This window comes from Aureimonas glaciei (assembly GCF_014643375.1).
Lineage (GTDB): Bacteria > Pseudomonadota > Alphaproteobacteria > Rhizobiales > Rhizobiaceae > Plantimonas > Plantimonas glaciei.
In genome coordinates this window covers 160,554-172,165 of record NZ_BMJJ01000004.1, presented here as the reverse complement: position 1 = coordinate 172,165, position 11,612 = coordinate 160,554, and the positions used below count along the sequence as shown (strand labels likewise).

At 70.0% G+C, this 11,612-nt stretch carries 8 protein-coding genes; 7 read left to right on the top strand and 1 reads right to left on the bottom strand.

Translation table 11 applies throughout. The features are described from left to right. Positions 1-78: 78 nt before the first annotated feature. Positions 79-888 (bottom strand): cobalamin B12-binding domain-containing protein, encoded by an 810-nt coding sequence (locus IEX88_RS10110; protein ID WP_188850487.1) that lies wholly within the window; start codon positions 886-888, stop codon positions 79-81. Positions 889-1,380: 492 nt separating this feature from the next. Here IEX88_RS10110 and bchF point away from each other — a divergent pair, with 492 nt between their 5' ends. From bchF to IEX88_RS10075, 7 genes are all read left to right on the top strand, one after another. After that, positions 1,381-1,908, top strand: a complete 528-nt coding sequence (gene bchF / locus IEX88_RS10105; protein WP_188850486.1) for a 2-vinyl bacteriochlorophyllide hydratase — start codon at positions 1,381-1,383, stop codon at positions 1,906-1,908. 71 nt (positions 1,909-1,979) lie between these two features. Next, a complete protein-coding gene (locus tag IEX88_RS10100) occupies positions 1,980-3,215 on the top strand; it encodes a ferredoxin:protochlorophyllide reductase (ATP-dependent) subunit N (RefSeq protein ID WP_188850772.1) in 1,236 nt (411 codons plus the stop codon). After that, complete coding sequence (gene bchB, locus IEX88_RS10095; RefSeq protein ID WP_188850485.1) at positions 3,215-4,783, top strand: ferredoxin:protochlorophyllide reductase (ATP-dependent) subunit B; 1,569 nt, start codon at positions 3,215-3,217, stop codon at positions 4,781-4,783. The genes IEX88_RS10100 and bchB overlap by 1 nt, the downstream gene beginning before the upstream one ends. Beyond that, positions 4,758-8,552 (top strand): magnesium chelatase subunit H, encoded by a 3,795-nt coding sequence (locus IEX88_RS10090; protein ID WP_188850484.1) that lies wholly within the window; start codon positions 4,758-4,760, stop codon positions 8,550-8,552. Before bchB ends, IEX88_RS10090 begins: the two co-directional genes overlap by 26 nt. After that, positions 8,549-9,469 carry a ferredoxin:protochlorophyllide reductase (ATP-dependent) iron-sulfur ATP-binding protein gene (gene bchL, locus IEX88_RS10085; RefSeq protein ID WP_188850483.1) on the top strand — a complete coding sequence of 307 codons (921 nt, stop codon included), beginning with the start codon at positions 8,549-8,551 and terminating at the stop codon, positions 9,467-9,469. Before IEX88_RS10090 ends, bchL begins: the two co-directional genes overlap by 4 nt. Next, a complete protein-coding gene (bchM, locus tag IEX88_RS10080) occupies positions 9,469-10,170 on the top strand; it encodes a magnesium protoporphyrin IX methyltransferase (protein WP_188850482.1) in 702 nt (233 codons plus the stop codon). Before bchL ends, bchM begins: the two co-directional genes overlap by 1 nt. Continuing rightward, positions 10,167-11,600 (top strand): BCD family MFS transporter, encoded by a 1,434-nt coding sequence (locus tag IEX88_RS10075; protein WP_188850481.1) that lies wholly within the window; start codon positions 10,167-10,169, stop codon positions 11,598-11,600. Before bchM ends, IEX88_RS10075 begins: the two co-directional genes overlap by 4 nt. The last annotated feature ends 12 nt before the right edge of the window (positions 11,601-11,612 follow it).

Genomic DNA, 11,612 nt, shown 5'->3' with positions numbered 1-11,612 from the left:
AACAGATCGCGGGGGGAGTTGAAGGAACGTGCCACCTCACAGGAAACCAGCTTGCCCTCGTTGATGAACAGACCCTCGTCACTCCGCCGCTGCACGATACCGGGACCCCATCCGCGCGACGACGCTCGCCTCTGCCTGTCGCACGGCGGATGCGGCATCCTCGGCAAGACGATCGAACCCGGCGTCGAGGAGGAGGCGGGCATTCTCCAGAGCGAGGCTGCCGCCGCCCAGGATGACGACGGCGCGGTTGGACGAGGTCTTGCGCAGCCTGGCGATCATCGCCGTCAGATCGGGAAGGAGCGCCTCGGAATGGACCGACAGGCCGATGACGTCGTAGGGGCTGGCGGCGACGAGGCGCAGCATCTCTTGGCCGTCGCCGGCACCACAGCAATCGACGGCCCAGCCGGCGTGGCGAAACCGCTCCTCCACCAGCGCGAGACCGAAACTGTGCTGGTTCCCGGGGGCGGGCGCGAGCAGGACACGGCGCGCACCGGCCGGGACGGCGACCGCGTGCTGCATCATCGCCAGTCCCATGAACAGCCGCTCCAGCCGCGCGACGGCGATCGTCACCGCCAGGAAATCGCACTCGTCCGAGAGCCATAGCTCGCCCAGAAGCCTGGCTGCCGGGGCGAGATAGGCGTCCTCGAAGCGATGGAGATCGCCGGCCTCGGCCAGCCCCGTCGCAGCCAGGGCCGCAAATCGGTCCACCCGGCTGTCGAGCAGCGCCTCGACGAAGGCCGAGAGCGCCGGGGTGGGCTGCCGGTCCGGCCCCGGACGGCCGGCGCTTTCCCCATCACTGCGGGCCGCATCGTTGGGGGCCGCGACGGTCGGCGCGACCGCCGAAACAGCCCGGGCGGCAGGGGGAGCAAAGCCGGCCTCCCCGCACACCCCTGGCGGCCCTGCGGCCCTGTCGCCCCGTCGGGGATAATGACCGTCGGTGAAACAGGGGGGTGGCGGGGATGTCGGAGCCGACTCCCTTTGGCCGGCATGACTGCTGCGGATTGAAACCATGAGCGCGCCCTCCCCATTGCCGCCGATCCTGTCTGCCCTTCCCCGCCGCCTCGACCGCGGCGGCATCGCCCTTCCGGATTCCCGCCTTCCTACGGCCATCCGGTCGCCCTCGCCCTGCCGTGCAGGGCGCGGCGCTTCCCCTCGTGCGTCCAACCTTGGCGTCCAACCATTGCGCGAAACGCCGGCATCCGCCGGTCGCGACAATCAACGGTCATGCTGCCACTTCACCAGCGGCGAGTAAAGCCAGGGACGGTGATTTGTAAACAACAATAGACGTCATCTTTGATTGACACTTTTCCTTTTCGGGATTTAGATCGCGGTGATGGCGAAGCGGCCAGCGGGCGCGAAAGGGGGAGGACGATGGCGAGAATGGCAGACCGGCCCGGCGCTCCCAAAGCGGGGTCGCTCTATACGCCGGAAGAGCGGCAGCGCCGCGATTCCTCGCCCTGGACGCTTGTCCAGGGCATCCTCGCACCGCTTCAGTTTCTCGTCTTCGCCATCAGCCTCGCCCTCATCCTGCGCTATCTCGTGACCGGCGAAGGGCTTGGCGCCGCCAATGCCTCGATCGTGGTCAAGACGCTCGTCCTCTACACCATCATGATCACCGGCTCGATCTGGGAGAAGGTGGTGTTCGGCCAGTATCTCTTCGCCCGGCCCTTCTTCTGGGAGGACATGGTCAGCATGCTGGTGCTGGCCCTGCACACGGCCTATCTCGCCTGCCTGTTCGGTGGCCTCCTCGATCACCGCGGTCTGATGCTTCTGGCGCTGGCCGCCTATGCCAGCTACGTCGTCAACGCTGCGCAGTTCGTCCTGAAGCTGCGCGCCGCGCGGCTCGCCGCGCCGCCGCAACCGAAGCGCCTGGCCGGATCGCCGGCGGGGCTGGAGGCTTCGCGGTGAACGCGCCCCTCTTCCCGCGCTCGACCGCGACCGTCCCGGTCACGCCGGACCCCGCGGGCACCCGGCAGCCGCTGCGCCAGCGCGGCCAGCGCGAGGTCTTCTGCGGGCTGACCTCGATCATCTGGCTGCACCGCAAGATGCCGGACGCCTTCTTCCTGATCGTCGGCTCGCGCACCTGCGCCCATCTGATGCAGTCGGCCGCCGGCGTCATGATCTTCGCCGAGCCGCGCTTTGCCACCGCCGTCATCGACGAGCGGGACCTGGCCGGCATGGCCGACCTGCACGAGGAACTCGACCGCGTGGTCGAAAGGCTGCTCGCCCGCCGTCCGGAGATCCGGATGCTGGTCCTCGTCGGCTCCTGCCCGTCGGAAGTGATCAAGCTGGATCTGGGCAAGGCGGCGGAACGGCTGGGCGCGCGCCACGCGCCGGCCGTTCGCATGCTCTCCTATTCCGGCAGCGGTATCGAGACGACCTTCACCGAGGGCGAGGACCGGTTCCTCGCCGCCCTCGTCCCGCAGATGCCGGCCGAGGCGCAGGACGCGCCGCCCTCGCTGATCGTCGCGGGGTGCCTTGCGGACGTCGTCGAGGACCAGTTCCGGCGGATTTTCGAGGCGCTGGGGATCGGCCCGGTCGCTTTCCTGCCGCCGCGGTCCGCGGGCGCGCTGCCGAGCGTCGGTCCGCAAACGCGGCTCCTCCTGGCGCAACCCTATCTTGCGGAGACGGCGCGGGCCCTGCAGGGCCGCGGCGCGCAGCTCCTCGCCGCCCCCTTCCCGCTCGGCGAGCAAGGCACGACCGCCTGGCTCCTCGCCGCCGCCGACGCCTTCGGCGTGACCCGCGAGCGTTTCGCCGCGGTCACCGATCCCGGCCGCGCCCGGGCCCGGACCGCCGTCGCCCGCTACCGGCCGATGCTGGAAGGCAAGCGCCTGTTCTTCTTTCCCGACTCGCAGCTGGAGCCGTCGATGGCGCGGTTCCTGCACCGCGAGCTCGGCTGCGAAATCGCCGAGATCGGCTCGCCCTTCCTGCACCGCACGCATCTGGCGCCGGAGTTCGCGCTGCTGCCGGACACGATCCCGATCAGCGAGGGGCAGGACGTCGACCGCCAGCTCGACCGCTGCCGCGCCGAGCGTCCCGACCTCACCGTCTGTGGCATGGGGCTCGCCAATCCGCTGGAGGCCGAGGGCCTGGCGACGAAATGGTCGATCGAGCTCGTCTTCACCCCCGTCCAGGGGTTCGACCAGGCCGGCGACCTCGCCGGACTCTTCGCCCGCCCCTTGCAGCGGGCCGAACGGTTGAAGGTGGGGATCTGATGCAGCTCACGGTCTGGACCTATGAGGGACCACCCCATGTCGGCGCGATGCGGATCGCCGCCTCGATGCGCGGCGTCCATCTCGTGCTGCACGCGCCGCAGGGCGACACCTATGCCGATCTCCTGTTCACCATGATCGAGCGGCGCGCCAGCCGCCCGCCGGTCACCTACACCACCTTCCAGGCGCGCGATCTCGGCAGCGATACCGCGGAGATCTTCAAGACCGCCTGCCGCGAGGCGGTGGACCGTTTCCAGCCCGATGCCGTGCTCGTCGGCGCCTCCTGCACCGCCGAGCTTCTCCAGGACAATCCCGGCGGCCTCGCCGATGCCCTCGGCCTCGCCATCCCGGTGGTGACGCTGGAACTGCCGTCCTACCAGAAGAAGGAGAACTGGGGCGCGGCCGAGACCTTCTACCGGCTGGTGCGAACCTTCGCGCCGGCGCCGGCCGGACGGGCCGAGCCTCGCGCGCCGGCCCCCGTCTGCAACATCCTCGGCCCGACCTCGCTGGGTTTCCGCCACCGCGACGACACCGTCGAGGTGCGCAGACTCGTCGAGAGCCTCGGCATCACCGTCAATGTCGTGGCGCCGCTCGGCGCCGGCATCGCCGATCTCGCCCGACTGCCGCAGGCCGCCTTCAACATCGTCCTCTATCCCGAGATCGCCGGCACCGCGGCCGACTGGCTGATGCGCCACCATGGCCAGCCTTCCGTCACGGTGCCGCCGATCGGAGTGCTGGCATGCGGCGACTTCGTCGCGGCGGTCGCGGCTGCCGCGGGGCTCGATAGCGAGTCGCTCCAGGAATTGCGTTCGCGCCTGCCCTGGTACTCGCGCTCGATCGACTCGACCTACCTCACCGGCAAGCGCGTCTTCATCTTCGGCGATGCCACGCATGCCATCGCCGCCGCCCGCATCGCCGCCGACGAGCTCGGCTTCACCGTCTGCGGGCTCGGCAGCTACAGCCGGGAATTCGCCCGCGAGGTCCGCGCCGCCGCCGCCCTTCATGGCATCGAAGCGCTGATCTCGGACGATCACCTCGCCGTCGAGGACGCGATCGTCGCGGCCCAGCCGGAACTGGTGCTCGGCACCCAGATGGAGCGCCATGTCGCCAAACGGCTGCGCATCCCCTGCGCGGTGATCTCGGCGCCGACGCATGTCCAGGATTTCCCAGCCCGTTATTCGCCGCAGATGGGTGCGGAAGGCGCGAACGTGATCTTCGACAGCTGGGTCCACCCGCTGATGATGGGGCTGGAAGAGCACCTCCTGCAGATGTTCCGCGACGATTTCGAGTTCAACGACGCCGCCGAGCCCTCGCACCTGCCGCAGTCCGCCATGGGCAACGCGGCGCCCAAGGCGCCCTCCCTGCCGCTCGCCGAGGAAGCGACACCCCCGCTCGCCCCGGTCGAGGCGTCGCTCCGCTGGGCGGAGGAGGCGGAAAGCGAGCTGAGAAAAATCCCCTTCCTCGTGCGCGGCAAGGCGCGCCGCAACACCGAGAAATTCGCTGCCGAACAGGGACTGGTCAACATCACCGTCGAGACGCTGTACGATGCCAAAGCCCATTTCAGTCGCTGACGCCGGCCCCTCGCGAGGGCCCCTTTCCGGAGCGCCACGCCAGGTCGTGCCGCTCAGGGTCGTCATCGTGACGATGGACACGCATCTGGCCAGCGCCACCGAGCGCGCGGCGCGCCTGCTTCAGCGCGAGCTGCCGGGCCTGTCGATCGTCCTGCACGCGGCGACCGAATGGGCCGGCGATGCCGAGCGCCTCGACCACTGCCGCCGGGACATCGCTAGCGCCGACATTCTCGTCTGCGCCATGCTGTTCCTGGAAAGCCACTTCACCGACATCCTGCCCGACCTGAAGGCCCGGGCGGAACACTGCGACGCCATGGCCAGCATGCTGTCGGACGGCGCGGTGATGAAGCTCACCCGTCTCGGCCGCTTCCGCATGGACTCGCCCCAGGGCGGGGCGCTGGGCTTCCTGAAGCGCCTGCGCGGCAGCGGCAAGGACCGCAAGGCCAGCGTCGGCGCGCAGCAGATGAAGATGCTGAAGCGGATCCCGCAGATCCTGCGCTTCATCCCCGGCACGGCGCAGGACGTGCGGGCCTATTTCCTGACGCTGCAATACTGGCTGGCGGGATCGGACGAGAACATCGCCAACATGATCCGCGCCCTCGTCGACCGCTATGCCGACGGCGAGCGGCGGTCGCTGCGCGGCGCATTGAAGCCCGCGGCCCCCGTCGCCTATCCCGAGGTCGGCGTCTACCATCCGGACATGCCGGGCCGCATCGCCGAACGCGCCGCCCTCCTGCCGGCCCATGGCCGCCGCGGCACCGTCGGCCTGCTTGGCCTGAGGTCCTACATGCTGGCCGGCAATGCCGAGCACTATGATGGCGTCATCCGCGCGCTCGAGGCGCGGGGAATCAACGTCGTCCCGGCCTTCGCCAGCGGGCTCGACTCGCGCCCGGCGATCGAGGCCTTCTTCATGCGGGACGGCCATGCCACGGTCGATGCCCTGGTCTCGCTCACCGGCTTCTCGCTCGTCGGCGGTCCCGCCTACAACGATTCCCGCGCCGCCGAGGACATGCTGGCGAAGCTCGGCGTGCCCTACATCGCCGGTCACCCGGCCGAGCTGCAGACGCTGGAACAGTGGGGCGCCTCGGATCGCGGCCTGCTGCCGGTGGAATCGACTATCATGGTGGCGATCCCCGAGCTCGACGGCGCCACCGGCCCGATCGTCTTCGGCGGCCGCTCCGACCATGCCGGCAAACCCTGCGCCGGCTGCGAGCGCGGCTGCACCTTCGCCCCGGGCCCGCAGAGCCGCGACATGCACGCCTGCCCGGAGCGGGCGGAGATGCTGGCGGCCCGCATCGACCGTCTGGTGCAGCTCCGGCGCACGGCGCGGGCGGAGCGCAAGATCGCCATCGTCCTCTTCAACTTCCCGCCCAATGCCGGCAATTCTGGCACCGCCGCCTTCCTCTCGGTCTTCGCCTCGCTGCACGCGACCCTGACCGCGATGAAGCGCGCGGGCTACCGCGTCGACGTCCCGGCGACCGTCGACGCGTTGCGACAACAGCTGATCGAGGGCAATCGTGAGTGTTTTGGCGCGCACGCCAATGTCCATGCCCGCATCCCCGCCGACACTCATGTCCGGCGCGAGCGCTGGCTGAAGGAGATCGAGGCGCAATGGGGGCCGGCGCCCGGGCGCCAGCAGAGCGACGGTTCCTCGATCTTCGTCCTCGGCGCTGAGTTCGGCAATGTCTTTGTCGGCATCCAGCCGGCCTTCGGCTACGAGGGCGACCCGATGCGGCTCTTGTTCGAGAAGGGCTTTGCGCCGACACACGCCTTCTCCGCCTTCTACCGCTATCTCCGCGAGGATTTCGGCGCGGCCGCGGTGCTGCATTTCGGCACGCATGGCGCGCTCGAACTCATGCCGGGAAAACAGTCCGGCCTGTCGGCGCGCGACTGGCCGGACCGGCTGATCGGCGACCTGCCGAACCTCTACCTCTACGCCGCCAACAATCCCTCCGAGGGCGCCATCGCCAAGCGCCGCTCGGCCGCGACGCTGATCAGCTACCTCACGCCGCCGATCGCCCATGCCGGCCTCTACCGTGGCCTGCTCGACCTCAAGGCCTCGATCGAACGCTGGCGCGGCCTTGGCCCCAACGCCGGGTCGGAGCGCGCGGACCTCGCGGTGCTGCTGCAGGCGCAGGCGGCGGCCGTCGATCTCGCCGAGGTGGCGCCCGCCTGGGAGGACGCGATCGAGGCGCGGGTGCAGAGCCTGGCGGAAAAGATCCTCGAGCTGGAATACACGCTGATCCCGCACGGGCTCCACATCGTCGGCCATGCGCCCGACGCGGCCGAACGCGCCGACATGCTGCAGGCGATCGCCGACTCCGGCCACGCGCTCCGGCTCGACCGCCGCCTCGCCGAGGCGATCGTCGCCGGCGCCGAGCCGGCCGAGGCGCTGATGCAGGCGGGCCTTGCCAGCGACGCCGCGCTGCGGGCGACGCTCGCCGATCTTGCCGCCATTGACAGGCTGCTCGCCGAGGACACCGAGATCGCGGCGATTCTCAAGGCCCTCGATGGCGGCTTCATCCGCCCGGCGCCGGGCGGCGACGTCCTGCGCAATCCGGCGATCCTGCCGACCGGGCGCAACCTGCACGGCTTCGATCCCTTCCGCATCCCCAGCGCCTTCGCCGTCGCCGACGGCGCCCGCCAGGCGGAACGGCTCGTCGCCCGCCATCGTGCCGATGCCGGCGCCTATCCGGAGACGGTCGCCATCGTCCTCTGGGGCACGGACAATCTGAAGAGCGAGGGCGGCCCGATCGCCCAGGCGCTGGCGCTGATCGGCGCGCGGCCGCGCTTCGACAGCTACGGACGCCTCGCCGGCACGACGCTCGTTCCCCTCAAGGAACTCGGCCGGCCGCGCATCGACGTCATCGCGACGTTGTCCGGCATCTTTCGCGATCTCCTGCCCCTGCAGATCAAGCTTCTCGCCGAGGCGGCCTTCATGGCGGCGTCGGCCGACGAGCCGGAGGACCAGAACTTCATTCGCAAGCACGCCCTCGCCCACCAGGCCGCGACCGGCTGCGACCTCGAGACGGCGGCACTGCGCGTCTTCGGCAATGCCGAGGGCGCCTACGGCTCGAACGTCAACCACCTGATCGAGAACAGCGGCTGGGAGGAGGAGGACGAACTCGCCGAGACCTACAGCCGCCGCAAGAGCTTTGCCTACGGCCGCGCCGGCCAGCCGGCCGCGCAGGGCGCGCTCCTGCAGGACATTCTCTCCGGCGTCGACCTCGCCTACCAGAACCTCGATTCCGTCGAGCTCGGCGTCACCAGCATCGACCACTATTTCGACACGCTGGGCGGCATCAGCCGGGCCGTCACCCGCGCCCGCGGACGCGCCGCGCCCGTCTATATCGGCGACCAGACCCGCGGCGAAGGCGTGGTGCGCTCGCTCTCGGAGCAGGTGGCGATCGAGACGCGCACCCGCATGCTCAACCCCAAATGGTACGAGGGCATGCTGAGCCACGGCTACGAGGGCGTGCGCCAGATCGAGGAGCATGTGCGCAACACCATGGGCTGGTCGGCGACCACCGGCGAGGTGGAGCCCTGGGTCTACCGGCAGGTGACGGAGACCTTCCTGCTCGACCCCGCCATGCGCGAGCGCCTCGCCGCGCTGAACCCGACCGCCTCCGCCAAGATGGCGAACCGGCTGATCGAGGCGCACGAGCGCCACTACTGGACCCCCGACCCCGCCATGCTGGATGCCCTGCGCGCCGCCAGCGACGAACTCGAAGACCGTGTCGAGGGCATCACCGTGGAGGCTGCCGCATGAACGTGTTCACCCATCCAAGGGTCGCCAAGGATGCCGAGCGGGCCGAGGCCGCCCGGCTCGACGGCGAGGGCAGCGTCCAGGTCATGCTGGACCCCAAGGTCGAGATCGGCACGGCAAAGGTCTTCGCCATCTATGGCAAGGGCGGCATCGGCAAGTCGACGACCTCGTCCAACCTCTCGGTCGCCTTTTCCAGGCTCGGCAAGCGCGTCCTGCAGATCGGCTGCGACCCCAAGCACGATTCGACCTTCACCCTCACCAAGTCGCTGATCCCCACCGTCATCGACATTCTGGAAGGCGTCGACTTCCACACCGAGGAGCTCAGGGCCGAGGATTTCGTCTTCGAGGGCTACAACGGCGTGCGCTGCATCGAGGCGGGCGGGCCGCCGGCCGGCACCGGCTGCGGCGGCTATGTCGTCGGCCAGACGGTGAAGCTCCTGAAGGAGCACCATCTCCTGGAAGACACCGACGTCGTCATCTTCGACGTCCTCGGCGACGTCGTCTGCGGCGGCTTCGCTTCGCCCCTGCAGCATGCCGAGCGGGCACTGGTGGTGGCCGCCAACGACTTCGACTCGATCTTCGCGATGAACCGCATCGTCGCCGCGATCAAGGCGAAGGCGAAGAACTACAATGTCCGCCTCGCCGGCGTCATCGCCAACCGCTCGCGCGAGACCGACCAGATCGACCGCTTCAACGACGCCATCGGACTGAAGCGCCTCGCCCATTTCGGCGATGTCGACGCCGTCCGGCGTTCGCGGCTGAAGAAGGCGGTGCTGTTCGAGATGGAGGAGTCGCCCGAGGTGCTCGCCGTCTGCGCCGAATACATGCAGCTCGCCGAAACGCTGTGGGCCGGCACCGATCCGCTCGACGCCGTGCCGATGAAGGATCGCGAAATCTTCGATTTTCTGGGGTTCGACTGATGGACGGGACCACCTACCAGCGCCGCCGCGGCGAGATCCGCACCTATTTCGACGAAACCGCCGTCGAGGCCTGGAAGCGCTTTGCCAGCGAGGCGCCGCTCGGGCGCATCCGCGCCAGCGTGCGTGCCGGCCGCGCCTTGATGCGGGCGGAAATGCTGGCCTGCCTGCCCGGGGATCTCCGGGGCTGGCGCATTCTCGACGCCGGCTGCGGCACCGGGGCTCTCGCGGTGGAACTCGCCCGGCGCGGCGCCGACGTCCTCGGCGTCGACATCGCGCCGGAAATCATCCGCTTTGCGACGGAAACCGTGCCGGCCGATCTCGGCCCCGGCCGCATCACCTTTCGCGCCGGCGACATGCTGGACGCGGGCCACGGCCGCTTCGACGCGGTGACGGCGATGGATTCGCTGATCCACTACAGCGCCGCCGACGCGGCGGCCGCCCTTGCCACCCTCGCGGCGCGCACCGAGCGCCGCATCGTTTTCACCCACGCGCCGCGCACTCCGGCGCTCACCGTCATGCACGCCATGGGCAAGCTGCTTCCCCGCGCCAACCGTTCGCCGCGGATCGTCCCGACGACGCCACAAAATTTGCTCGGCCGATTTGCCACCAACCCCGCAGCGGCCGGCTGGACGGCAGGGCGCACGGCCCGCGTCGCGCACGGCTTCTACACCTCGCAGTGTCAGGAGCTCTGCCGGCCATGAGCATCGGAGGCGCCAGACTGGCCAAGGCCTGGACGAAGGTGGGGACGCGTTTCCTGCCCTTCGCCGATGCGGCGAGCGAAGGCCTGCCGCTGTCGCGCCTCGTCCGCCTGTCGCTGTTCCAGGTCTCCGTCGGCATGGCCATGGTGCTGCTCACCGGCACGCTGAACCGGGTGATGATCGTCGAACTCGGCGTCCCCGCCTCGGTCGTCGCCTTCATGGTGGCGCTGCCGATCGTCTTCGCCCCGGTCCGGGCCCTCATCGGGCACCGCTCGGACCACCACCGCTCCTATCTCGGCTGGCGCCGGGTGCCCTACATCTGGATGGGCACGCTGCTGCAGTTCGGCGGCTTCGCCGTCATGCCCTTCGCGCTGCTGGTGCTGACCGGGGAAGGCGCGGTGCAGGCGCCCTATGCCGGCGAGATCGGCGCGGCTTTGGCCTTCCTCCTCGTGGGCGCCGGCATGCACACCGTGCAGACGGCCGGGCTGGCGCTCGCCTGCGATCTGGCGCCGGAGGAGACGCGGCCGCGCGTCGTGGCGCTGCTCTATTTCATGCTGCTCGTCGGCATGCTGATCAGCGCGCTGGCCTTTTCCGCGGTCCTTGCCGACTTCACCCATCTGAAGCTGATTCAGGTGGTCCAGGGCGCCGCCGTGATCACCATGGCGCTGAACCTCGTCGCCTTGTGGAAGCAGGAAAGCCGCAGTCCGCGCCGCACCGATCCCGCGCTTCCGCGCCCGCCCTTCCGGCAGGCGATGGCCGCCTTCGCCGCCCCGGCGCGCAACCGCCGCACGCTCCTCGCCGTCGCGCTCGGCACGGCCGGCTTCGCCATGCAGGACGTGCTCCTCGAGCCCTATGGCGGGCAGATCCTCAACCTCGGCGTCGGCGCGACGACGCTTCTGACCGCGATGCTGGCCGCCGGAACCCTCGGAGGTCTGGCGCTCGCGGCCCGCGCGCTGACGGCCGGCGTCGATCCCGCAAAGCTTGCCGCCTTCGGCGTCCTCGCCGGACTGCCGGCCTTTGCCTTCGTGATCTTCTCCGGGCCGCTCGAATCGGTCGCGCTGTTTCGGCTGGGCGCGACGCTGATCGGCTTCGGCGGCGGCCTGTTTTCCGTCGGCATGCTGACCTGCGCCATGGACCTCGCCGACGGCAGCGACACGGGCCTTGCGCTGGGCGCCTGGGGCGCAGTGCAGGCGAGCGCGATGGGCCTTGCCATCGCCGGCGGCGGCGCCATCCGCGACCTCGTCGTCGCCCTGTCGCAGCGCGGCCTCTTCACCGGCACCGCGCTCGGGCAGCAGGAGATGGCCTACGGCATCGTCTACGCCATTGAGATCGGCCTGCTGCTCGCCGCGCTGGCGGCGATCGGGCCGCTCGCCCGCTACATCCGCGCGCCCGGCGAGGGGCGCCATTTCGGCCTCGCCAGCCTTCCCGGATAGGGCCCCAAAGGG

What these genes read in the sequence shown, in the direction of transcription:
- bchF (WP_188850486.1), top strand. Translation starts at nt 1,381, where the DNA reads ATGGCAGACCGGCCCGGCGCTCCCAAAGCGGGGTCGCTCTATACGCCG.
- bchB (WP_188850485.1), top strand. Translation starts at nt 3,215, where the DNA reads ATGCAGCTCACGGTCTGGACCTATGAGGGACCACCCCATGTCGGCGCG.
- IEX88_RS10090 (WP_188850484.1), top strand. Translation starts at nt 4,758, where the DNA reads ATGCCAAAGCCCATTTCAGTCGCTGACGCCGGCCCCTCGCGAGGGCCC.
- bchL (WP_188850483.1), top strand. Translation starts at nt 8,549, where the DNA reads ATGAACGTGTTCACCCATCCAAGGGTCGCCAAGGATGCCGAGCGGGCC.
- bchM (WP_188850482.1), top strand. Translation starts at nt 9,469, where the DNA reads ATGGACGGGACCACCTACCAGCGCCGCCGCGGCGAGATCCGCACCTAT.
- IEX88_RS10075 (WP_188850481.1), top strand. Translation starts at nt 10,167, where the DNA reads ATGAGCATCGGAGGCGCCAGACTGGCCAAGGCCTGGACGAAGGTGGGG.